The sequence below is a fragment of the Domibacillus indicus genome (assembly GCF_000970685.1).
Lineage (GTDB): Bacteria > Bacillota > Bacilli > Bacillales > Domibacillaceae > Domibacillus > Domibacillus indicus.
In genome coordinates, this window is record NZ_LAJB01000004.1 from 62,102 (window position 1) to 84,905 (window position 22,804).

Consider the following 22,804-nt stretch of genomic DNA (forward strand, 5'->3'; position numbering starts at 1 on the left):
CGGCCTATTAAAGCGCCGCTTCTTTTTTGTAGCCGTCCACTACAAGATCCAGCTTGCCGGTTGAAGGATCAATCACAAGCCCGTGAACCGGAATCGTGTTTACCATAAGTGGATGGGATTTTACCATGTTTACACTGTGGGCAACACTTTCTTCCACACTGCTGAAGCCGCTCAGCCATTTATCCACTTCAATTCCCGAGTTGCGAAGTGTGTCAACCACTTCCTGCTGAATGCCCCGCTCTTTCATTGCTTCAATGATTACATCGCTTGAAAGAGAACTCATGCCGCAGTCATGATGCCCCACGATCAGCACTTCATCGGCCTGAAGCTGATACACAGCAACAAGCAGGCTGCGCATAATGGAACCAAACGGATGGTTGACAATCGCACCGGCATTGCGGACAATTTTAACATCTCCATTTTTAAAGTTCATTGCTTCTGTTACGAGCTCAACAAGGCGTGTATCCATACAGGTTAAAATTACGACACGTTTATCGGGGAATTTTGTTGTCGCAAACTTTTCATACTCCTTGGTTTCTACAAAGGTTTCGTTAAATGACAAAATATCATGAAGTAATGACAATGGTAATCGCTCCTTTTATAATCTTCTTTATTATTGTGAAGCATTTCTTAATTTTTTGTCAAATCATTTTCAATGCTTGTGTAATATTTTCTTTCAGTTTATCAATTGGGACAAAACGTGCCATGCGGAAGATTTCTTTTCCCCGAATAAAAAGAAGAACAGCCGGGGCAGAGAAAATAGTCAGCTGGCCGGCAAGCTCTGGCAGCTCTGCTGTATCGGCATGAACTGCTGTTACGTGAGGAAAATCAGCCAGCAGGGTCTCCACCCGGGGTCTTAAAGCGTGGCAGACAGAACAGTCAGGCATTGAAGTATAAAGCAAAACCGCTTCATTGGAAGCGACGGCGTCTGAAAATTCTGTGTATGAGGAAATAGGCTTCATTTTGATCACTCCTTTATTCCATTGTAATGCGGCTTTGGTATAATAGAAAAGAAAGAAGCTTTGGAAGGAGGAATCTTGCAATAATGGCAGGACGCAATGAAGAAGAACTAAAAGACATTACACTCCTTGGCAATCAAGGGACCAAATATGTGTTTGACTACGATCCGTCTGTTTTAGAGACGTTTGACAATAAACATCAAAACCGGGATTACTTCGTAAAATTCAATTGTCCCGAGTTTACCTCTCTTTGCCCAATGACCGGGCAGCCGGATTTTGCGACCATTTATATCAGCTATATTCCCGATGTCAAAATGGTGGAAAGCAAATCACTGAAGCTGTACCTGTTCAGCTTCCGCAATCACGGTGATTTCCACGAGGACTGCATGAATATTATCATGAATGACCTGATTGAACTGATGGACCCGCGCTACATTGAAGTATGGGGCAAATTCACGCCGCGTGGCGGGATTTCGATTGACCCGTACACGAACTACGGGAAGCCTGGCACGAAATACGAGAAAATGGCCGAGTACCGCATGATGAACCATGATCTGTATCCGGAAACGGTGGATAACCGGTAAGAGGGACAGAAACGAGCGTGGTCGCATGAAATGTGACCACGGTAATCTGCTGAGAAAGAGATGTCTTAATAAGACGTCTCTTTTCATTTTTTCAATTGCAAGATGTCTTTATCTAATTTTTGCAGAGGAGTTACACCATTTAATTTACAGGCCAGCTAAAATAATACTCTTGATAAATTTTTTAACTGTTGTTTGTTTCCTCCGCGTATTTTTTGAAGTTATTTAGGATTGCCTGCCATCCTTGTTGCTGGTACTCAACCGGATGTGTGGGTTCTGCATCAAAGGTTTCCATTACTTCAGTTTGGTTTCCTAGATTTTTAAAAGTGATTTTAACTTTTCTTCCATCACTCATACTATAAGCGATAATCTCATGTAATTTTACTTCATCATAAATTCCGCCAAAATCGAAGCCGGCACTGCCATCTTTAGCTTCCATTCTTGAAACGAATGTTCCGCCTTCTCTTAAATCATTCTCAGCAAATGGTGTGTGCCAGTCATCTGAAGCATTGTTCCATTTCGTTATATGATCTGGCTCTGCCCAATACCTCCATACCTTTTCTACGGGTGCTTCAACGATTGCTTCTACGGTGATTTTTTTAAATTCTTGCATTTGACTTACCTCCTGTATTAATATCAGAATTTTTATGATAAGTCCTTCATGGGTGCCTGACTTCATTATAAATGCTTTAATGAGGTTTTCATATTCCGAATACTGAGAATTCTTGAGAATGATTGGAGGCCTGTTACTCGTGCTAAATTAATAATTTAATGTGAGCAGTTAAGGCTGTATCTCTAGTTAGTTCGATATCTATATTTGGAAAATAAAGGAAATGATAAAAGGCAGAATAGAAGTGTATTATTTGGAAGCCGCTCTTTTAAAGAGGCGCTTTTTATTTGAAGAAATGTACAGGAAAGGATAAAAAAAACGGTTCTCCTATTCCTTGAAAAGTGTTTCGTTCAAAAGATGGTGGACTTTATTCATACGTGGTAAAATAAAGAAACTTAATTAACACGCTGGCCTTTGTCAATGAAAAAAGCAGCAAAGAAGGTGAGAGAATGGAAGCGGGCCGGGAAATTATATTTATTATTGCAGCAGTTCTGCTCATTTACATACCGGTTGCAGGAAAGTACTTTCGCCTGCTGAACACGCTGCTGCACGAAATCGGCCATGTGCTGGCGAGTCTCGTCTGCGGCGGAGGCATTTACCAGGTCCGCCTTTTTTGGGATACAAGCGGTGCAGCTTATACAACTTATTCTCACCGGCTCGCCGCGATTATTACGTCACTTGCCGGCTATCCTTTTGCGTCCGTGTCGGCTTTTGCGGCTTACTGGGGATTGAGGCATGGCTATACAGAGTGGCTGTATGGCGGGTTGTTTGCTGTGCTGGGTGCGAGTATGGTGCTATGGGTGCGCAACTGGTTTGGCTTTATCTGGCTGGCTGCTTTTTTGGCGGGCACCATGGCGGTCTACCTGTACGCCTCTGAGACGATCCAGCAGGCGTATGTATCTTTAGTTGCGGCTGTTTTGCTTGTCGAGTCCGTCCGAAGCAGCTGGGTAATTTTGTTTTTAAGTATTAAGTTTCCCAAAAACGCCGGGGATGCCTCCACCTTAAAAAAGTCTACCGGTATTTCTTCCCGGATATGGGGGCTGCTTTTTTTTCTTCAAGCTTTGTACTTCGGCATTTATTTACCCGGCAAATTGTTTGCCGGGTAAATAAGCAGGCATGTTAGAAAACGCCATGAAACAAATGCGGAGACAGGGCACTTGTTTTATCGATATGAATAAAAGCGTCATACCGGTCCGAAAGGCGGGAAGGGACATAGTTTCCGAAGTGTTCCATTTCGGGGTGATACACAACCCCGATTGCCCGATGCCCGACGGTTTCTTGAAACAATTTTCGGTTATCTGGTGTAAAGAGAATGTATTGATTGAAGGGGCCTGCCTGGTGCATCATATCCTCCCAGCTTCCTGGCAGCCCTTCCGGCACCGCCATAACCTCTAAAGGGGAGCCCCATCTGTCAGCTGCTATCACTGTGCCGCGATGGGTGCCAAAGCCGACTGCGTAGACTTGATCCTGGCCGTATATTTCACGGGTAAGCTGGCCGACATTGACCATTCCTTCCTGTGCCATATCCGTTGCCCGGGCATCTCCGATATGGGTGTTGTGCTCCCAAATGATTCCTTTTGACTGTGCTCCGTAATAAGCACCTATAAATCCAAGTGCTTCCACCATGTGGCGGTCCCGAATGTTCCACGATTCATTTCCGTTGGTGACCATAGCCTGGTAGTAGGCTTCCGCATTTCTTGCCACCAGCGCGTTGACCTGCATATTAAGAGAAGCTTCTGGATCGCGGTTATATGTTTTCCTGTTTTTCTGAATAGCTTTTAACAAATCCATAACTTCTGCCAGGCAGCTCTCTCCATAAATAGCGGCTGAAATACCATATTGCTCCGGCTCCCGGTGAAAAGGCTCAAAGCATTCAAACGCTTTTTTCGCTTTATCCACATCAGGCGACTGAATCTTTTCCAAATAGTCAACAACTGCTTCCATTGATTCCCACAGGCTGTAGACATCCATTCCATAAAAGCCAATTTGCTTATTATGCTCACGATTGTACTCATAAAGCCAGTTAACCAGGCTGGTGATTTCATCGTTGGCCCACATCCAGGATGGCCAGCGTTGAAAAGAGCGGAGAACTTCCTCCGCATTTGCATACTCGGGCGCCTGGCCTTTAATATAGCGGTTTACTTCGAAGCAGGCAGGCCAGTCTCCTTCCACTGCAATAAATGAAAATCCATGCTCTTGAATGAGTTTTTTGGTGATCTCGGCACGCGTTGTATAAAATTCGGATGTGCCGTGTGAGGCTTCGCCAAGCAATACGTATTTTGCCCTGCAGGCCGCCTGGATAACAGGGGAGAGATCGTCAATTTCTGAAAAACGTACGGCATGCTGTTTGATAAGGGCTGCATATTGATCGGTTTTAATCATGTTTTCACTCCTTATGTTTCTATTATTTTCCACAAGGAAGAGCGTAACTGCCTCTAATAAATTCTGCCCAGTTTTTTATAAAGGCAAACAAAACAGCAGGTCTCGATTTGGGTTTTAAACAGTTGTGTGGTTTACATTTTCAAAAAAGGGAAATACTTAATACTAGAAAATCAAAAAGGAGGTAAAACAAATGAAAACCTTGGATACCATCGCTCTTATCCTCTTAATTGTCGGCGGTATAAACTGGCTGTTAGTTGGACTGCTCCAATTTGATTTAGTAGCTTCCATTTTCGGCGGACAAGATGCTCTCTTATCAAGAATCGTTTATATTCTTGTTGGATTGTCCGCTCTGTATTCATTGAAATTCCTGCCGTTGATCAATCGTGATAATGTTCGTCAAACACACACTCGTACGTAAATCATTGCAATGGCAGCTATTGTGCAAGTAATCAAAAGGCATCTCTCAACGGAGATGCCTTTTGATTTTGCTCATAAAAAAGAAAAGAGCGAATGCTTAAAAAATGATACACTATAAAAAACGAATAAAGGAGGGAATAATCGTGGCAGAAGAGAAAAAAATGTCGCTGCAGGAAGCAATGCTGAAAAAATTAGAAGAAAAAAAAGCTCAGAATGCAGGGGGCAAAGCGAAAGGCAGCTTTAATACTTCAACGAAAAAACTGCAAAGCCAGCAGACCAAAAAGGTAAGCAATTCACGCCGGAAAATGGGTGTGTAATGCAGCTTAAATATATATGCCTCTTTATGTTTGAACGCAGTTTTTAAAAAAGAAAATAAAAAAACAGGCTCTCGTGGGAGAGCCTGCCTCGTGAAAAAGCGAAATTACGCTTTTACCACGTTTGCTGCTTGAGGACCGCGCTGGCCTTCTTCAACATCAAATGTTACTGCCTGGCCTTCTTCTAAAGACTTATAGCCTTCACCTTGAATCGCTGAGAAGTGAACGAATACATCGTCGCCGCCTTCACGCTCGATAAAGCCGAAGCCTTTTTCTGAGTTAAACCATTTTACTGTACCTTGTTCCATGTGTGTTTCCTCCTTGTGTGCTTTGCACACGATGTGTTACTATCCTTGCTCACTAATTCCAGATGGAAAGTGTACCACTTAACAATCTTTTCCGAACAAAAATAATTCTTCCCCATACTAACAGGAAAATATACAGAAAGCAAATTTCTTTTTTTAAAAAATAAAGAGAATTTTCAAAACCTTTGTCAGTCTTTCTAACAAAATTCAAGACAAACTTTCTGTAATTGTTTATTCTTTAGCTAGAACCAAAGAAATAAACAATAAACGAAAGGAAGATGGAAATGGAAATCACTGCAATCGAAAGCCAGCAAGCCGGAGCTGTACCATTGGAGACGGATGTATGTATTGCAGGAGACGGGCCGGCTGGAATGATAATGGGGCTTTTTCTGGCAAAGCAGGGCATGGACGTTATCGTTTTAGAAAAGAGCACGGATTTCCATCAGCCATTTCAAAAAAAGCAGGGCGGCGACCCGTCTTTTACACAGCTCATGTACGAGCTTAAGCTGCTTGATAATGCCGACCGGCATGTGAAGCCGGCTATGCAGGAGCTGATATTATTTCTTGAACAGGAGAAAGTACAACAGCTATTAATGAAACCACTATATAAGCAGGACGGGCATATGAACCGGATGGTTATCATGGCCCTCTACCGGCAGACAGAGTCTTTTCCAAACTTAAAGCTGCTGAAAGGCGCTGCTGTTAAGGGAGTTATTTATAATAATGATCTTGTGGCCGGTGTATTTGCCGAAACAGAGCAGGACCGTTATTTGATTCATTCCAAAATAACGGTCGGAACTGACGGTACGCCGTATAAGCAGATCGACAAAACCCGGTTAGCAGATGAAAGCCTGCTGTGGATGACAGGCGGCGAACAAGCTGACTTGCCGGAAGTAATTTAAGCGAAAAAGAAAAAAGCTGGCGCACAGTCGCCAGTTTTTTTGTGGAAAATATAGAAAACGAAACGGGTATTTCAGCAATCAGAATTAGAAAGCAGCTCAAAGTCCTTTCCCTGAAAAACCCCGGCTATGGAATGAATAAATTCCTCATGATACACTTAAAGAAAGAACCAGGGTAAAGGAGCGGTCATCATGGGGCGCAAGCGGGCGTTTACAGAAGATGAGCTGCTTGACACAGCAGAAGCGCTTATCGTGCAGCATGGCTACAGCAGCTTTCATTTAAAGCTGCTCGGAAATCATCTTCCAGGTGCAAGAAGCACTATTTATCAATATTACGCAAACAAAGAAGAGGTGGCGGCCGCTGTGATGAAGCGGGCGATGGTTCGGGCGCTTATTAAAGCTGGCGCTATCCAGGAATCGGAACCAGTCGAAGCACTCCGGCAGCTTCTCCGTGTATATATGGAGGAAGCAGATCTTCATTACTTTTTAGGGGATGCGCGGAAAATAGACGTATCACAGTCAAAAAAAGCGGCACAAAATGTAAAAGAAGTGCTGTCTATGCTGAATCATTTGCGCGGACAGCTCGACCGGATTTTTCAGGCGGCTCAAAAGCAGGGCGCCATTCGACGGGACATGCCGGCTGTCGTACTGGCCGGCTTGTTTTTCCAGCTCATCAATACACCAAATACCTTGGAGCTGCCGCCGCATGAATGGGCGGATTATTTATTTACATTATGGTATGAAGGAAGCGGAGCGCGATAACGCTTCTTTTTTTACACTTTTAATTTGACATAAGTGTCAGGAATAGATTTAAATGAAAGAATCACGGATGCTTTAGGAGGGAATTAAGATGAGAAAGGTGCTCTGGCCTTTGACAGATTGGGCCGCCACAAAAAAAGGCATGTGGACTGTGCTGGCTGGCTGGTTAATTATTATTGTATTGTTAAGTATTTTTGCGCCGGCGGCACGTGATTATGGAACAAGTGCATTTGAATCCCTGCCGGATGATGCAGCTTCGATTGAGGCAGCAGAAAAAGTGGAAACGTATTTTCCGGATGACGGCGGCACACCGGCTATTCTTGTATTCAATGAATCAAAGGGAAAGGTAGATGCAACAGAGGCAGGGAGAATTCTTGAAGAAATTGAGAAAGAAATAGACGGAATCACAAGTATAGCTCCATTTGCCCAGCTGCCGCCGCCTGCTCAAGCTGAGTTTTTATCGGAAGACGGATCTGCTGCTGCGATCCCGATTGTTTTTCAAGAAGGTTTCAGCAGTGAAGACTTTGAGCCGCGTATTGAAGCCATTACAGATATTGCAAAGAAATCCGGCAGCGAAGTTTATGTAACAGGGCCTGCCGGCATTGCGACTGATACAACGGCACTGTTTTCACGTGCGGACATTGTTCTTCTTTTATCTACTGTCGTTTTGATCCTGGTATTGCTTATTGTGATTTACCGCTCTCCGCTTTTAGCATTTATTCCGCTTTTCGCTTCCGGTATGGTTTATGCCGTAACAGACCGGATTTTAGGGTTGTATGGAGCCGCCGGCTTAGAAATGAGCAGCCAGGCGCTTTCTATTATGACGATTTTATTGTTTGCAGCGGTAACTGACTATTCTTTGTTTGTACTGGCGCGTTTTCGTGAAGAATTAAAGCGCCATGAGAACAAGTTTGAGGCTATGAAGTACGCAATGCGTGAAACGGGAGAACCGGTCTTTTTCTCGGGCGGAACCGTTCTGGCAGCGATGCTTGTTTTATTTTTCGCCGCGATTCGTGACTACCAAAGCTTTGCACCATTGTTCGCGACAGTTATGGCCGTTATTATGCTGGCATCTATTACACTGGTACCCGCTTTGTTTACACTGTTTGGCCGCCGTTCCTTCTGGCCGAGAGTGCCGAAAGCGGGAGAGGAGAGTAAAAAAGAAAACGGCTTATGGAGCCGCGTGGCCCGCTTTGTTACGAAAAAACCGGCCCTGTCCGGAGGAATCGTGCTGGCATTTCTGATCCTTTCCTCGTTGAATGTTTTTAATTTGAAGTATGAGTTTGATACGCTTAAATCATTTCCGGAAGATATGCCCTCGCTTGTTGGGTACAATATCATTGATGAAAAATTTTCAGCAGGAGACTTATCACCAACAACAATTGTATATGAGGGAACGGGTGATCCTGCTGCTGTTGCCGAAGCCCTCAGTGAGCAGGAGGGAGTGCTTTCAGCTGTTCCCGCGTCCTCAACAGCATCAGGGAATGCTCATGAATTGACTGTTGCCTTTGAAAAGAATCCGTATGCGGCGGCTTCACTGGATGCTCTTGCCGGGCTGCGGGCTGGCAAAGAAGCTGTATTGCGTGAGGCGGATGCTGAAGGGAATTTATATTTCGCTGGCGAAACAGCAGAAAAGCTTGATGACAGGGAACTGAATGAGCGTGATACCATACTTATCGTAGTAATCGAGGTAGCATTGTTATTTGCCATGCTTATCGTGCTGACACGTTCCTGGAAAATGCCGCTTTATATGGTTGGGACGATTGTTCTCTCCTTTTTGTCGGCGCTTGGCCTGGGACTGTTTTTAACGAATGCCCTGTTTGGAATTGATGCAATCAGTACGAGAGTGCCTCTGTATTCATTTGTTTTTCTTGTGGCTTTAGGGATTGATTACAACATTATTCTTGTTTCCCGTTTTTTAGAGGAAAGAAAAAAACACCCATTGAAAAAAGCGGTTGAAATTGCAACTGCTAAAACCGGTGGAGTGATTTCATCGGCAGGGATTATCCTGGCTGCCACGTTTGCTGTTCTAATGACTCAGCCGATAGAAGTGCTGTTTGTTTTTGGCTTTATTGTGGCGGTAGGCATTTTGATTGATACATTTTTTGTACGGGGGCTGCTGCTGCCGGCATTGATTTTGTTTTTTGAGAAAGAGGAGAAAAGCGACGTTCCGGTGAGCCGCGAAGTAAGATAATGGCGGCTAAAGGGGGCATCATTAAAAAAAGCAGTCCTGCTTTATTGGCAGGACTGCTTTTTTTGTTAAATCACATTAAAGTATCTTGCATCAGGATGAGCAAATACAATAGCAGAGACGGAGGCTTCCGGTTCCATCATAAAGCCTTCTGTGAGGCGGACGCCGATTTCCTCGGGATGAATAAGGCCGAATAACTTTTCCTGATCCTCCAGGTTCGGGCAGGCCGGGTAGCCGAATGAAAAACGCTGCCCCTGGTATTTGGCCGCAAACCGTTCACGCATCGTGAAATCAACCGGATCGGGGATGCCCCATTGATCGCGCATTTCCTGGTGAATTCGTTCAGCGAATCCTTCCGCGAGTTCCAGTGCTGTTGCCTGGATCGCATGGCTGTCCAAAAATTTTCCTTCTTCGCGCAGCTTCATTGCCGCATCGCGGACACCGAACCCGGCCGTCACAACAAAAAATCCAACGTAATCCATTTCGCCGCTTTCGACTGATTTTACATAGTCTGCAAGGCAAAGAAATGGTTCCTTTGTCTGGCGTGGAAAAGTGAAGCGTTCAATTTCTGTTTTTGCGTCGGATGGATCGTAAATAACAACATCATCGCCCTGCGACTGTGCCGGGAAAAATTGATAAACGGCGGAGGTTTTAAATGAGTCGTCGTTTAAAAAGCCATTCACCGTTTCATGCAGCTGGATTGCTTTCTCATTTTTTTCTTCGAGCAGCTTTTTGACATTGCCTTTCATGCCGAGGTGGTGGCCGATCAGTGTCTGCATATTTACATACGGCTTCAAATGCGAAATGGAATAATCCTTTAAAATGCGGCGGCGAGTATCGCGCGGCACATAAACAGGCGCATCCTGACGAACCGTTTTTACCGGCTTCGGTGCTGTGGCAACAGCCTGCTCCTGTCTTTCTTCACGGTACGCTTCTACTTCCTTCCGCTTTTCTTTTTTTGCTTCAAGCTCTTCTAAAAGAACGGCCTTCTGCTCGGCATTTTGCAGGCGGTTGGCAATATCCAGCCCGTCCATCGCATCTTTCGCATATAAGACGGGGCCGGTGTATTCCGGCGAAATTTTCGTTTCGGTAAAGCGGCGTGACAGAGCGGCACCGCCAACGAGAATCGGAACATCGATATCGGCGGTTTTAAAATCCTGTGCGGTGATTACCATTTGCTGGGCAGACTTAACGAGCAGTCCGGACAGGCCGACCATATCGGGCTTTTCTTTCCGAATTACATCAATTAATGCCTGTGGTGTTACTTTGATACCGACATCAACTACTTTAAACCCATTGTTGCTTAAAATAATATCGACCAGGTTTTTGCCAATGTCATGAACATCACCTTTTACAGTAGCCAGAATCACTTTGCCTTTTCCGGAGTCGTCTTCTTTTTTCTCCATAAACTGTTCCAGATAAGCAACAGAGGCTTTCATCACTTCGGCACTTTGCAATACCTCCGCTACGATCAGCTGATTGTCATTAAACAGGCGGCCGACTTCTGCCATTCCTTTCATAAGCGGCCCGTTAATAATATCGAGCGGATCGTCATAGAGACCGCGCGCCGCTTCAAGATCAGCCAGCAGGCCTTCTTTCGTTCCTTCAACCACATAGTAGCTTAAACGCTCCGGCACCGTTTTAGGGATGTCTTCTTCTTTTTTTTCTTTTTTCTTGTCCCGGTAAAAGTCAGTGAATACAGCCAGCGTTTCGTCTGTTGTGGTAAAGAGCAGGTCATCTGCAAGCTTAATTTCTTCTTTCGGAATTGATGCATAGCGCTCAAGCTTCTCTGTATTAACGATCGCATAATCAAGGCCTGCCTGTGTGCAGTGGTACAAGTAGACCGCATTCAGTACTTCGCGCCCGACAGGAGGAAGGCCGAATGAAACATTGCTTACGCCGAGAACGGTTAAGCATCTGGGCAGCCTCTCTTTAATTAGCCGGATTCCTTCGATTGTTTCAACAGCTGAACCGATATACTGCTCATCACCGGTGCCGACAGGGAAAACGAGCGGGTCAAAAATAATATCTTCAGGGGCAAGCCCCCATTTTTCGACGAGCAGATCATGTGAGCGAATGGCGATTTCAAGCTTGCGTTCACGCGAAACGGCCATTCCTTCTTCATCGATCGTTCCGACAACGACGGCAGCGCCGTATTTTTTTACAAGCGGCATTACTGCGTCAAAACGTTCTTCGCCGTCTTCAAGGTTAATTGAATTAATGATTGCTTTCCCCTGGGAGAATTTCAATGCTTCTTCAATAACTTTTTCATCTGTTGAGTCAATAACAAGCGGCACTTTCACTTTTTTAACGACTTCCTTCATAAATTCCTTCATGTCGTCAAGTTCTTCACGGTCCGGGTTAGCGAGGCATATGTCAATAACATGGGCACCGCCTTTAACCTGGGCACGGGCAATTTCGGCTGCTTCTTCAAATTTTCCTTCAACAATCAGCCGCTTAAATTTACGGGAGCCGATAACATTGGTCCGCTCACCAATAAAAAGAGGGCGCATCGAGTCGTCATACAGGAGCGGCTCAATCCCGGAAACGGCATGTCCATGCGGGTTTTCAGGAGAGGTGCGCGGTGTTTTTTCTTTGACTGCCTCGCGCATCGTGCGAATATGCGCCGGTGTCGTTCCACAGCAGCCGCCGACGATATTCAGCCAGCCCTTGTCTGCAAAAGCCGCCAATTTTTGCGCAAGAGATTCGGGTGATTCATGGTAATTTCCTTCTTCATCCGGAAGGCCGGCGTTCGGATAACAGCTTACATAGCTTGTTGCGAGCTCTGACAGGGAACGGATATGGTCCGTCATAAACTCCGGCCCCGTCGCACAGTTCAGCCCGACAGACAGCGGTTTAATGTGCTCGATGGAAATATAAAAAGCTTCAATATTCTGTCCGGCAAGGGTGGTGCCCATTGGCTCAATCGTGCCGGAAATCATCACTGGAAGCTCAATGCCGGCTTCATCAAACGCCCGGCGGATACCGAGGGTGCCGGCTTTAACGTTCAGCATATCCTGGCTTGTTTCCATCAGGATTAAGTCCGCGCCGCCTTCAATCAGGGCTTTTGCCTGCAATTCAAAATTGTCGACGAGTGCATCAAAGGTAATGCCGCCTGTAACAGACAGGGTTTTCGTCGTTGGCCCTATCGCTCCGGCTACAAAACGCGGCCATTCTGGAGTAGAAAATTCGTCAACGGCTCTTCTTGCAATCTGAACAGCCCGCAGGTTAATTTCATATGCTTTACTGCCCAGATCGTATTCATCGAGAACGACCGGCGTTCCGCCAAATGTATTTGTCGCAATAATATCCGCACCGGCTTCTAAATATTCACGGTGAATGCGCTCAATCACATCAGGCCTTGTAAGCACAAGATTTTCATTACAGCCGTCATATTCTTCACCGCCGAAATCATCCGGTGTTAAATTCGCATTTTGAAGCATTGTCCCCATTGCTCCGTCAATGAGAAGAATGCGCTTTTTCAGTTCCTGTTCAATTCGATGTGTGGTCATGCAGAGCCTCGCTTTCTTTCTGTGCATCAAGTTCTTTTATATAGTGAATCAGTTCCACTGACATATCATAACGCAAGAATGGAGTAATAATGTAAAGTCCGTTAAAGAGTTCCGCCGCCGTATCAATTAATTCTTTGGCTATGTTCACTCCTTCTTTTGCCGAAGCTTCTTTGTTTTCGCCGCATGCGCGCATTCTTTCCAATGTTTCATCGGACAGCTTGATGCCCGGCACTTCATGGTGTAAAAATTCTGCATTGCGTATATTCGTAAGCGGCATAATACCGATAAAAATCGGTGTAGACAAATGCTTAGTTGCTTCATAAACTTCAATAATTTTTTCCTTTGTGAACACCGGCTGCGTAATAAAATAATCGGCCCCGCATTCAATCTTTTTTTCTAGCCGCTTTACGGCCCGGTCAAGCACCCGCACATTCGGGTTAAATGCCGCCGCAACGGAGAAATTTGCTTTCTTCTTCAGCGGCTTTCCGGAAAAGGAAATGCCCTCGTTTAACTGCTTGATAAGCTGGATCAATTCCAGGCTTGATACATCATAGACACTTGTCGCCCCGGGAAAGTCGCCAACTTTGGTCGGATCGCCGGTAATGGCAAGCACATCATGGAGGCCGAGCGTATCAAGCCCCATCAAGTGAGACTGCAGGCCAATTAAATTGCGGTCTCGGCATGTAATATGAACGAGTGAGCGAACGTCATGATTCATTTTTAACGCTGCGCCCATCGCCATGTTGCTGACACGCGGGGAAGCGAGAGAGTTGTCCGCCATGGTAACCGCATCAATGCCTGTTTGATACAATGCATTGGCACCTTCAATAAACCGCTCTGTCATTAATGTTTTCGGCGTATCGAGCTCTACAATGATTGTCCGTTCCGTTTTGGCTTTTTCGCAAATAGAACGTTCTGTCGCAGGGGCCGCTTCTTGAATCACAATCGGTTTTTTCGTTTTGACTTTTTTCTCTGTTAAAGGAGGAAGGCCGGCCAGCCGTTTTTTGGCCGCTTCAATATGCTTTGGTGTTGTTCCGCAGCATCCTCCGATTAAGCGGACTCCTTCGTTGCGAAGGAGAACAGCAGCCCGTCCAAAGTAATCTGCTTCTGATTCATAAACAATCCGCCCGTCTTCTACGTCAAGAAGGCTTGCGTTAGGATAAGCGGATAAAAATGCTTTATCCGGCAGTGTGACATCCTCAAATGCCTGGATGGTGTGGTAGGGGCCGAGACGGCAGTTCACACCGACAACATCCGCTCCGATTCCTTCAAGCTTTCGCAGCGCCTCATTTAACGGCAGGCCGTTTTGCAAAACACCGGGCTCATGCATCGACACCTGGGCAATGATCGGCACATCGCTCATTTGGCGGAGCTGAGTCACAGAATGACAAAGCTCTTCAAAATCATAATAGGTTTCCAGTAGGAGCCCGTCTGGATTACCTGAGAGCAAGCTTTCCGCCTGCTCGCGTACAGAGGCCAGAATCTCTTCATTTGTGGCTGTGCTTTTCCGGATGCCGCGAATCCCGCCAATTGTGCCAAGAACAAATTGGCCTCCCGGTGCTGCCGCTTTTTTCGCGATGCGTATAGCGGCTTCATTTAATTCACGCACCCGGTTCTCCATACCATAACGGGAAAGCTTCAATGTATTGGCGCCGTATGTGTTTGTTTGAATCACATCGGCTCCCGCTTTAATATAATCAGCGTGAATTTTTTCGATTACTTCCGGTTTTGCTGTATTCAATTCTTCGTAGCAAAAATCAATTCCATAAGAGTAAAGAAGGGTACCCATTGCTCCATCCGCGGCCAGCACGTCTGTTTTTAATTTATCGAGCAGTGTCATATCATAATATCCTCTCTATAATAAAATAAAAAAGCCTTCCTGATGGCAAGAAGGCTTTTTCAACATGTATGTGTTGTCCGTTCCTTCTCATCTTCCAGACTGCAGGAGTCTGCTGGATTTAGCACCTGACCATCGCGGCTGGTTGCTGAAGCGTCATAGGGCCAGTACCCTCGGCTTCTCTTGATAAGAATTAGGTATTAAATTGCAAGAATAATTAAAAATATCATACCGTTTCAGGTACGCTCAGTCAAGACATTTTTAAAGCAGATTAAGAGCGTGCTTGTTTTTGGTACAAAAGGTAAGACTGGAAAAAAGGAATAACGGTAATCATAAGAACAACGGCTATAAAAGCCATGATTCTGAGTGAAACCGGTAGAAAAGCGGTGATAACAATCACGAGCCCGCCGATAACAAAAAGAAATCCGCCCAGCCGGTGTGTCCTGGTCCAGACATGGTCATCGGCTAATGTCCAGGGCGTTCGGAAGCCAATCATGTAGCTCGGCCGGATACGCGGCAGGTAATTGCCAATAACTATAAATAACAGACCGATTAAGACAGGAATGGCTGTACCCATTTTAACCGGATAGCCGAGGCCGTTTGCAAGCGTTAAAAGATGTACAATAAATAGAAGAGTCACGGCAGCATTAACGATAATATGATAACTTCCTATGAATTTTTGGTAATTTTGCCGGCGTGGATCTATTTTAGGAGAGACGATCAGCAGCCCGCCTACGAACAGAAGCATAAGAGGGCCGAAAAAAGCGCCGAACCATTTGGAGGAGTATCCGTCCGCTTCTCCGGAAGGCCCCCAGTGGGTGGCAATTTGATCAGGTAAATACGGAATCGCAATAAAGCCAGCAAGAAATGCAATAAGGGTAATAAGCCAAAGATAACGGGAATTTTTCATTCTTTATTCTCCTTTCCGGTTATGTTCATCATCCACATCATAATGTCTTGAAAAACTGTTGTATTTAATGAATAAATAATGTGCTGGCCGTTTCGTTCTGATAAAACAAGTTCGGCTGTCTGCAAGGTTTGCAGGTGATGGGAAATGCTTGGCTTTGTCATATTGAACTGCTCAGCAATTTCACCGGCTGTCATATCCCGTTTTTTCAGCAATTCAATAATAGAACGTCTCGTCGGATCAGCGAGCGCTTTAAAAACAAGGGTAGCGGTCATGCTTAACCTCCTTATTTAGATATTTGTCTAACTATCTAAATTATAGAATATGGACACGAAACATTCAAGGAAAATGAGCACGGATCTTGATATACTTTTTTAAAAGAGAGGGATTATGTATGGAAAAACAGCTATGGCAAAAAGCAAAGGAATTTATTACTGGCTTTTATAAAGAAACCGGAAAAAATAAACATGCAGCAAAAGAAAGGCTGCAGCTGATTCATGATGAAATTGAGCAAACCGGTACGTACACTCATACATTTGAGGAATTGGAATACGGGGCAAGGGCTGCCTGGCGCAACAGCAACCGCTGTATTGGCCGCTTGTTCTGGCAGACACTTCACATATTTGATGAACGCAAAGCCAAAACAGAAGAAGAGGTACTGAAGGCGCTTGAACGGCACGTTGTGTTTGCTCATAATGAAGGGAAAATCCGGCCGGCTATTACCGTTTTCCGGCAGAGTACGGGAGGGCAGGAGGAGCTGCGCATCTGGAATCATCAATTGCTTCGTTATGCCGGATATGAAAACAAGGGAGATCCGCATTCCCGCTCTTTCACGAAAAAATGTGAGGCACTCGGCTGGCAGGGAGCGGGAAGTGACTTTGATTTGCTGCCATGGGTGGTGCAGATAGGTAATCAGGAACCGGTCTGGAAAGACGTCCCTGATCATTGCCGGATAGAAGTCAGGCTTTTCCATCCATTTATCCAGGCCTTTAAAACGCTGCAATTGAAATGGTACGCGATACCGATTATTTCAGATATGCGGCTGGAAATCGGCGGAATAGAATATAAGGCGGCTCCCTTTAACGGGTGGTATATGGGAACAGAAATTGGGGCCCGCAATTTAGCCGATGAAAGCCGCTACAACAAGCTTTCCGCTGTGGCGGATTGTATGGGGCTTGATGGCACAGCACATGCGTCTACGCTTTGGAAGGACAGGGCTTTAATTGAGCTGAATGCAGCGGTGCTGCACTCTTTTAAAGAAGCCGGCTTAACAATCGTCGACCATCACACAGCAGCCAGGCAGCACCGTATATTTGAACAAAATGAAGAAGCAGCCGGAAGAGGGGTAACGGGAGACTGGACCTGGCTGATTCCTCCTGTTTCCCCGGCTGCCACCCATATCTTTCACCGTTCATATGAAAATACAGTGCTGTCACCGAATTTTTTTTATCAAAAAGCTCCTTATAAAAAGTAAAAGCAGGCTGTTAAACTCAGCCTGCTTTTGTTTTATGAAGTTACTTTTTGCAGCTTTTTCAATACATGGAGGGAACGTCCTGTTCCAATTGCCACCGATTCAAGGGGATTAGGAGCAAGGTGGACAGGTACGATAATTTCCTGTGCAAGCCACTCTTGAAGACCGTTTAGTAAGGCACCGCCGCCGCTGATTACAACACCGCGGTCTACGATATCACCACTTAACTCCGGTGGTGAGGACTCAAGCGTAACACGAATGGTTTCTAAAATAGCCAGAAGAGATTCGCGAAGCGCCTGCTGAATTTCATAAGAGCTTATATGAACCGTTTTTGGCAGGCCGGTGACGAGGTCACGGCCGCGCACATCCATATGCACTTCTTCATGTTCGATTGGAGCGTAGCCAATTTCCATTTTCACTTTTTCCGCTGTGCGTTCCCCGATTAACAAATTATATTCTTTTCGTACATATTGAACAATATCTTCATCTAGCTTATCGCCGGCAAGGCGGATAGAATTGCATGTTACGACACCGCCATATGAAATAATGGCTACTTCTGTTGTGCCGCCGCCAATATCGACAATTAAATTGGCGATTGGCTCATCTACGGGAAGATCTGCCCCGATTGCCGCTGCTACCGGCTCTTCAATTAAGTGGACCGTTTTGGCACCGCTTGATTTAATGGCATCTTGAATTGCCCGGCGCTCGACACTTGTTGCGCCAGAGGGCGTACAAACGACTACTGTCGGCTTTCGGATCGCAAATCCGGCTGCTTTCCCCGCTTTTCTCATTAATTCTTTTAACATTTCAGACGTTACATCAAAATCGGCAATGACGCCATCTTTCATCGGCCGTACTGCTGCAATTCGCCCTGGAGTTTTCCCGATCATTTCCTTTGCGTCTGCACCAACCGCCAATACTTTTTTCGTATCCATATCAAGGGCAACAACAGAAGGCTCGTTTAAAATAATACCTTTATCTTTACTGTAAACAAGCAAATTTGCTGTTCCCAGATCAATTCCAATTTCAGCTTGTCCAAACATATCTCCATACCTCCAAACGGCTTTTTTCCGCCTTCGCTTATTATAAGGAAGAAAAAGAATAAGCGTCATGGGACAAATAGATGAATCTTTATTTATTACAGACATGACACAAAAAAAAGCCGTTATAACAAGAAAAAAGAACAAGACTGTTACGGAAATTTAAATTTTGTTACGAAAAAGAGGGGGAAGATTGTCATAACTTTTTAAAGAACGAAGATAGTTCTTTACTATGATCTTTCCTTGTTTTCCGGTAAGCCGCCCGTGCGGGAGCTGTATCAAACAGCCATCTTTCTTCTTCTGTTTCCGGTGCGACATTGCCGACTTCTACCGGCCTGCCGTTTTCATCGATAGCAACAAACGTTAAAAAAGAAAGAGCAGCTACTTCCTCCTCGCCTGTAATGAGATTCTCAGAAGTCACACGGACAAATACTTCCATGCTTGATCGGCCAGTGTGGGTAACCATTGCTTTTAGCGTAACGGTATCGCCAACTTTAATGGGGCGCAGAAAATCAACAGAATCTGTAGAAGCAGTCACAGTTGGATTACGGGCAAACCGTGTAGCGGAAATAGAAGCAACGTCGTCAATATGCGCCATTAATTTTCCGCCAAACAGCGTCCCGTAATAGTTTGTATCCGGCGGAAAAACCTGGGCGGATTTTATGGCCACTGTCTCGGCCATTTTCTTGGTTTTTTTCATTTTTATCACCTATTCCTTCTACAACCTAGTATACCCGATACAGGCCAAAGCAAAAATATTTTCCATGACAGGAGAAAAAATAGTTGCATTTTAATTCTTTATTGTGTATAAATATAAATATAAACATGGTGATGACAGGTTGGGGTGACGATTATGATCACAATGGAACAAGTAAAAGAGCTGGATTTAAAAGGAAAAGACTTTTTAAAGCTCCTTGATTTTAGTGCTGAAGAAGTTGAGGCGCTAGTCGTACTTGCAGACGATATGAAAAAGCAAAAAGAAAAGTATTTTGATGCCTTGAAGGGTCAGATTCTTGGAATGATTTTTGAAAAAAACTCGACCAGAACGCGTGTCTCCTTTGAAACGGCGATTCTTCAGCTTGGCGGCAACGGCATGTTCTTAAGCTCTGATCAGCTGCAAATCGGCCGGGGTGAAACAATTGAAGATACAGGAAAGGTACTGTCAGGCTACCTGGATGGAATTATGATTCGTACGCATGGCCATGACCGAATTGAAACGCTGGCAGAAGCAGCATCTATTCCGGTTATTAATGGACTGACCGATTTATATCATCCATGCCAGGCACTGGCTGACCTGTTGACTGTTTACGAGCATAAAGGCGGCTTTAAAGGAAACAAAATGGTTTATATCGGCGATGGCAACAATGTCGCTCACTCTCTTATGATAGGCGCCGTCATGATGGGGATGGATTTTGCTTTAGCAGCGCCAAAAGGCTACGAGGCAGACAGTGCAGTGATCGAAAAAACAAAACAAATCGCTGCCCGAACGGGAGCGGCTGTAACGTTTACAGAAAATCCGATTGAAGCTGTACAGGGTGCAGATTTCATTTATACAGATGTCTGGACCAGTATGGGCCAGGAAGAGGAGTCTGCTCTTCGTTTAAAGGCTTTTGCCCCATACCAGGTAAACGAAGATCTGCTTGAGCAGGCAAACGCAGGCTGCAAGTTTATGCATTGTCTGCCGGCACACCGCGGAGAAGAGGTTTCAGCTGGAGTAATGGATGGAGCAGCGTCAATTGTTTTCCAGCAGGCTGAAAACCGTATGCACGCCCAAAAAGCAGTTCTATACAGCTTGATGAAAAAATAATGTTAAAGGGCGGAAAAAAGAGCTGAATAACAACACAACGTGCCTCTTTCAAGAAAGGCAGCGGCCAATGGAGGGCTGCTTCTGAAAGAGGGTGTTTATGAAAACAGCCGAAAACACCCTGTCCAGCTGTTAGCGGAGAATGGCTGGACGAAAGGAAATACTTATTTCAGCCGCTATTGGAGAGCGGCTGATCCCTGCAAAATTAGAAAAGCATTCGAATGTCATTGGAGGACACCGAATGCTTTTTTTGTTTGGTTTCTTTTCTCCTGCACCCTTTTCGGGATTGTTCATGCTAAAATAGAATCAGCTGAAGACAAATAGAAAGCAATCACGTATGATGGTGGGCGGATATGGAACAGAAATTAAAAGTTTTTTTAACGGTAGTAAAGCATATGAATTTTTCAAGAGCAGCAGAGGAGCTGTTTATTACGCAGCCTGCGGTTAGCCAATATATCAAATCCTTTGAAGAAGAGCTTGGCATTAAACTTATTGACCGGACTCATAAAAAAATCCGCTTAACGAAAGCAGGCAGCCTGGTTGCCTACTATGGCGGAGAAATTTCTACATTAAATGAAAAAATGAAGCAGGCAGTAGAAGAATTGGCAGGCGAAGTGAAGGGGAAGCTGGCTGTTGGAGCAAGCTACTCGTTTGGTGAGTATATTTTGCCCCATATTGTAGCGGATTTTTTAGAGAAGTTTCCATCAGTAGACCCATATATTACAATTGGCAATACACAGGAAATTGCTGAAAAAGTTATTCATAACGAAATTGATCTGGGCGTCGTAGAAGGAACCGTCGCCTCAGATAAACTGATCGCTGAGAAAATTGCTTCAGATAAAATGTATGTAATTAAAGGGAAAAAAGAAAGTACGGAAAAGCGTGTTCATTTAAATGAAGAAACCTGGATTGTCAGAGAGCAGGGATCGGGTACAAGAGAAGCGTTTGATTGGTTTGCCGCTAAGAACGGGATCCGGCCGGCAAAGATACTTGAATTCGGAAGCACGCAGATTATTAAAGAAGCAGTGGAAGCAGGCCTGGGTGTAGCGCTTTTATCCGAATGGACCATCCGTAACGAACTGGAGCTGGAAAAATTGAAAATAGTGGGCGGGGGCAGCCTTTACTACGAGCGGAATTTTTACGCAATTGTTCCGGATGCACCATTTATAACCAAAACAGCTGAAACCTTTTTACACTTTTTGCGAAGAGACTAGCCGGTGCTGGTCTTTTTTTATGCGAAAAAAGCGCCTCATATCAATATGAGGCGCTCAGGATGCTGGCAAACGGCCGGCTTAATCAGTCTTTCATGCTGCTGAAGGTTTAAGGAAGCTTTGTTTCACCCATTAAGAAACGGTCTGCTTCACGTGCTGCTTCACGGCCTTCATGGATAGCCCAAACAACAAGGCTCTGCCCGCGGCGCATATCGCCTGCCGCAAAAATGCCTTCTTCATTTGTTGTGTACTTTCCATACTTTGCAAGAACCGTATTGCGTGCAGTTGTATGAACACCGAAGTGGGATGCAAGCGGCATATCCGTTCCGCTGAAGCCAATTGCTACAAGAACAAGCTCAACAGGCCAGACCTGTTCGCTTCCTGGAATTTCTTCCATTGTGTAGCTTCCATCTTCAAGGTATGTTTTTTCCATCCGGACAGTATGAAGCTCTTTCAGCCTGCCATGCTCGTCTGAAACAAATTTTGTTGTTGCAATCAAGTATTCACGAGGATCTTCTCCATACACAGCAGCTGCTTCCGCATATGCGTAGTCAAGCTCAAACACATGAGGATACTGCGGCCACGGGTTATTCTTGCTGCGCTTCAACGGCTGTGCTTCGTGCTTGCCGAATTGTACAACGCTTTTCGCGCCCTGGCGAATCGCTGTAGCCACACAGTCAGCACCTGTGTCACCGCCGCCGATTACAATAACATTTTTGCCTTCTGCTGAAATTACGCCTTCTTCAGACTCGTTCAGCAGGCCTTTGATGCTTCTTGTTAAGTAATCCATTGCAAGGTAAATACCTTCTGCTTCGCGGCCTTCAATGACGATGTCACGGTGTGTTTGCGCACCTGCACAAAGAATCACGGCATCATATTCTTCCTTCAGCTGCTCTTTTGTCACATCTTTGCCGATTGTTGTGTTCACAACAAATTCGATACCTTCATTTTTAAGAAGGTTTACGCGGCGTTCAACAGTTTCTTTTTCAAGCTTCATGGAAGGAATCCCATACATAAGCAGGCCGCCGATTCGATCATCACGCTCAAAAACAGTAACAAGGTGGCCGGCTTTATTCAGCTGGTCCGCTGCAGCCAGGCCGGCTGGGCCGGAGCCGACTACCGCCACGCGCTTGCCTGTGCGGCGTTTTGGAGGATTCGGCACGATCCAGCCTTCCTCAAATCCTTTGTCAATGATTGCTTTTTCAATCGATTTGATCGCAACCGCAGGATCGCTGATCGCAACAGTACATGAACCTTCACATGGAGCAGGGCAGACCCGGCCTGTGAATTCTGGGAAATTATTTGTTTTCAATAAACGGTCTAGCGCCTCTTTCCAGCGGCCGCGGTAAACAAGGTCATTCCATTCGGGAATAAGGTTGTAAAGAGGGCAGCCAGATGGTGTGCCCCCAATCATCTGGCCGGTATGGCAGAAGGGAGTCCCGCAGTCCATGCAGCGGGCCCCTTGAACTTGCAGTTCCTTTTCAGGAAGTACTGTTGTATACTCTTTCCAGTCTTTTACCCGTTCAGCCGGGTTGCGTCCTGGTGCTGTTTTACGCTCATATTCAATAAAGCCGGTAGCTTTCCCCATCAATTCATTCTCCTTTC

At 45.3% G+C, this 22,804-nt stretch carries 22 protein-coding genes and 1 riboswitch; of the genes, 10 read left to right on the forward strand and 12 right to left on the reverse strand.

The genetic code is table 11. From position 1 onward, the window contains the following. Positions 1-7: 7 nt before the first annotated feature. Together VP98_RS07520 and VP98_RS07525 are read right to left on the reverse strand one after the other, a co-directional pair. A complete protein-coding gene (locus tag VP98_RS07520) occupies positions 8-583 on the reverse strand; it encodes a beta-class carbonic anhydrase (RefSeq protein WP_046174768.1) in 576 nt (191 codons plus the stop codon). Between the two features lie 58 nt (positions 584-641). Continuing rightward, positions 642-962, reverse strand: a complete 321-nt coding sequence (locus VP98_RS07525) for a thioredoxin family protein (RefSeq protein WP_046174769.1) — start codon at positions 960-962, stop codon at positions 642-644. 83 nt (positions 963-1,045) lie between these two features. Here VP98_RS07525 and queF point away from each other — a divergent pair, with 83 nt between their 5' ends. Beyond that, positions 1,046-1,543, forward strand: coding sequence for a preQ(1) synthase (gene queF / locus VP98_RS07530; RefSeq protein ID WP_046174770.1), 498 nt, complete (start codon positions 1,046-1,048; stop codon positions 1,541-1,543). A gap of 181 nt (positions 1,544-1,724) precedes the next feature. Here queF and VP98_RS07535 read toward each other — a convergent pair whose 3' ends face one another. Further along, positions 1,725-2,153 (reverse strand): SRPBCC family protein, encoded by a 429-nt coding sequence (locus tag VP98_RS07535; protein WP_046174771.1) that lies wholly within the window; start codon positions 2,151-2,153, stop codon positions 1,725-1,727. 446 nt (positions 2,154-2,599) lie between these two features. Here VP98_RS07535 and VP98_RS07540 point away from each other — a divergent pair, with 446 nt between their 5' ends. Further along, positions 2,600-3,256: a M50 family metallopeptidase gene (locus tag VP98_RS07540; protein ID WP_052712180.1), complete on the forward strand. Its 657-nt coding sequence runs from the start codon at positions 2,600-2,602 to the stop codon at positions 3,254-3,256. A 13-nt stretch (positions 3,257-3,269) separates the two neighbouring features. Here VP98_RS07540 and VP98_RS07545 read toward each other — a convergent pair whose 3' ends face one another. After that, a complete protein-coding gene (locus tag VP98_RS07545; protein WP_046174772.1) occupies positions 3,270-4,532 on the reverse strand; it encodes an erythromycin esterase family protein in 1,263 nt (420 codons plus the stop codon). Between the two features lie 190 nt (positions 4,533-4,722). Between VP98_RS07545 and VP98_RS07550 the strand changes: the two genes are divergently transcribed. After that, entirely contained in the window at positions 4,723-4,950 is a 228-nt protein-coding gene (locus tag VP98_RS07550; RefSeq protein ID WP_046174773.1) for a DUF378 domain-containing protein, read from the forward strand. 142 nt (positions 4,951-5,092) lie between these two features. Continuing rightward, complete coding sequence (locus VP98_RS07555; RefSeq protein ID WP_231584143.1) at positions 5,093-5,266, forward strand: hypothetical protein; 174 nt, start codon at positions 5,093-5,095, stop codon at positions 5,264-5,266. A gap of 104 nt (positions 5,267-5,370) precedes the next feature. On the opposite strand, the gene VP98_RS07560 is transcribed toward VP98_RS07555, so the two are convergent. Continuing rightward, on the reverse strand, positions 5,371-5,571 hold the full coding sequence (locus VP98_RS07560) for a cold-shock protein (RefSeq protein WP_046174775.1): 201 nt from the start codon (positions 5,569-5,571) through the stop codon (positions 5,371-5,373). 281 nt (positions 5,572-5,852) lie between these two features. On the opposite strand from VP98_RS07560, the gene VP98_RS07565 reads away from it, so the two are divergent. The 3 genes from VP98_RS07565 to VP98_RS07575 all read left to right on the forward strand — a co-directional run bounded on the left by VP98_RS07565 (position 5,853) and on the right by VP98_RS07575 (position 9,420). Beyond that, the gene (locus VP98_RS07565) at positions 5,853-6,470 is read left to right on the forward strand and encodes an FAD-dependent monooxygenase (protein ID WP_046174776.1); all 618 of its coding nucleotides are present in this window, start codon (positions 5,853-5,855) and stop codon (positions 6,468-6,470) included. A gap of 189 nt (positions 6,471-6,659) precedes the next feature. Continuing rightward, on the forward strand, positions 6,660-7,229 hold the full coding sequence (locus tag VP98_RS07570) for a TetR/AcrR family transcriptional regulator (protein ID WP_046174777.1): 570 nt from the start codon (positions 6,660-6,662) through the stop codon (positions 7,227-7,229). An 88-nt stretch (positions 7,230-7,317) separates the two neighbouring features. Beyond that, a complete protein-coding gene (locus tag VP98_RS07575) occupies positions 7,318-9,420 on the forward strand; it encodes an MMPL family transporter (protein ID WP_046174778.1) in 2,103 nt (700 codons plus the stop codon). A 65-nt stretch (positions 9,421-9,485) separates the two neighbouring features. Here the strand turns inward: VP98_RS07575 and metH are convergent, their stop codons facing one another. From metH to VP98_RS07595, 4 genes are all read right to left on the reverse strand, one after another. Continuing rightward, positions 9,486-12,929, reverse strand: a complete 3,444-nt coding sequence (metH, locus tag VP98_RS07580; protein ID WP_046174779.1) for a methionine synthase — start codon at positions 12,927-12,929, stop codon at positions 9,486-9,488. Next, the gene (locus tag VP98_RS07585; RefSeq protein WP_046174780.1) at positions 12,910-14,769 is read right to left on the reverse strand and encodes a bifunctional homocysteine S-methyltransferase/methylenetetrahydrofolate reductase; all 1,860 of its coding nucleotides are present in this window, start codon (positions 14,767-14,769) and stop codon (positions 12,910-12,912) included. Before VP98_RS07585 ends, metH begins: the two co-directional genes overlap by 20 nt. A gap of 84 nt (positions 14,770-14,853) precedes the next feature. Further along, positions 14,854-14,959: riboswitch (SAM riboswitch) on the reverse strand. A 78-nt stretch (positions 14,960-15,037) separates the two neighbouring features. Continuing rightward, positions 15,038-15,676 carry an SdpI family protein gene (locus VP98_RS07590; protein WP_046174781.1) on the reverse strand — a complete coding sequence of 213 codons (639 nt, stop codon included), beginning with the start codon at positions 15,674-15,676 and terminating at the stop codon, positions 15,038-15,040. Continuing rightward, positions 15,673-15,948 carry an autorepressor SdpR family transcription factor gene (locus tag VP98_RS07595; protein WP_046174782.1) on the reverse strand — a complete coding sequence of 92 codons (276 nt, stop codon included), beginning with the start codon at positions 15,946-15,948 and terminating at the stop codon, positions 15,673-15,675. The genes VP98_RS07590 and VP98_RS07595 overlap by 4 nt, the downstream gene beginning before the upstream one ends. 119 nt (positions 15,949-16,067) lie before the next feature. Between VP98_RS07595 and VP98_RS07600 the strand changes: the two genes are divergently transcribed. Next, complete coding sequence (locus tag VP98_RS07600; protein WP_046174783.1) at positions 16,068-17,147, forward strand: nitric oxide synthase oxygenase; 1,080 nt, start codon at positions 16,068-16,070, stop codon at positions 17,145-17,147. Between the two features lie 32 nt (positions 17,148-17,179). Here the strand turns inward: VP98_RS07600 and mreBH are convergent, their stop codons facing one another. Together mreBH and VP98_RS07610 are read right to left on the reverse strand one after the other, a co-directional pair. Further along, entirely contained in the window at positions 17,180-18,187 is a 1,008-nt protein-coding gene (mreBH, locus tag VP98_RS07605; protein ID WP_046174784.1) for a rod-share determining protein MreBH, read from the reverse strand. 193 nt (positions 18,188-18,380) lie between these two features. Then, positions 18,381-18,884: an acyl-CoA thioesterase gene (locus tag VP98_RS07610; RefSeq protein ID WP_046174785.1), complete on the reverse strand. Its 504-nt coding sequence runs from the start codon at positions 18,882-18,884 to the stop codon at positions 18,381-18,383. A 153-nt stretch (positions 18,885-19,037) separates the two neighbouring features. Between VP98_RS07610 and argF the strand changes: the two genes are divergently transcribed. Continuing rightward, positions 19,038-19,991 (forward strand): ornithine carbamoyltransferase, encoded by a 954-nt coding sequence (argF, locus tag VP98_RS07615; RefSeq protein ID WP_046174786.1) that lies wholly within the window; start codon positions 19,038-19,040, stop codon positions 19,989-19,991. Between the two features lie 350 nt (positions 19,992-20,341). Beyond that, positions 20,342-21,202: a LysR substrate-binding domain-containing protein gene (locus tag VP98_RS07625; RefSeq protein WP_046174788.1), complete on the forward strand. Its 861-nt coding sequence runs from the start codon at positions 20,342-20,344 to the stop codon at positions 21,200-21,202. A 106-nt stretch (positions 21,203-21,308) separates the two neighbouring features. On the opposite strand, the gene VP98_RS07630 is transcribed toward VP98_RS07625, so the two are convergent. Then, positions 21,309-22,787: a glutamate synthase subunit beta gene (locus tag VP98_RS07630; RefSeq protein ID WP_046174789.1), complete on the reverse strand. Its 1,479-nt coding sequence runs from the start codon at positions 22,785-22,787 to the stop codon at positions 21,309-21,311. Positions 22,788-22,804 lie beyond the last annotated feature (17 nt).